Origin of the sequence: Bradyrhizobium cosmicum, from assembly GCF_032290525.1 — a bacterium.
Classification (GTDB): Bacteria; Pseudomonadota; Alphaproteobacteria; order Rhizobiales; family Xanthobacteraceae; genus Bradyrhizobium; species Bradyrhizobium cosmicum_A.
Map to the genome: position 1 here is coordinate 1 of NZ_JASXTA010000441.1, position 250 is coordinate 250.

The 250-nt window shown below is 63.2% G+C and carries 1 protein-coding gene; it reads right to left on the minus strand.

Annotation, left to right across the window (positions count from 1 at the left end; all coding sequences use genetic code 11):
• On the minus strand, window positions 1-250 hold a 250-nt coding region (locus QSV46_RS40495), incomplete at both ends, for a molybdopterin cofactor-binding domain-containing protein (RefSeq protein WP_314964323.1).

Here is a 250-nt window from a genome sequence, read left to right on the forward strand (position 1 = left end):
TCATTGGATTGACCACGGTGCCGAAATCGTTGACGGCGAAATAGCGCACGATTTGCACCACGCCGGTCTCGGGATCGATTTCCACTTCCGCGACATGGCAGCCGTTGGGGAAGGTGGACGGCGTGTCCTTGGTGGCATGGTCGACGTCGAGCGACAGCGGCACGCCTTCGGGCATCTTGCCCTCGCGCAGGCGCTTCGCCAAATCCATGATGCCGATCGAGCGGTCGGTGCCGGCGATGGTGAAGCGGCC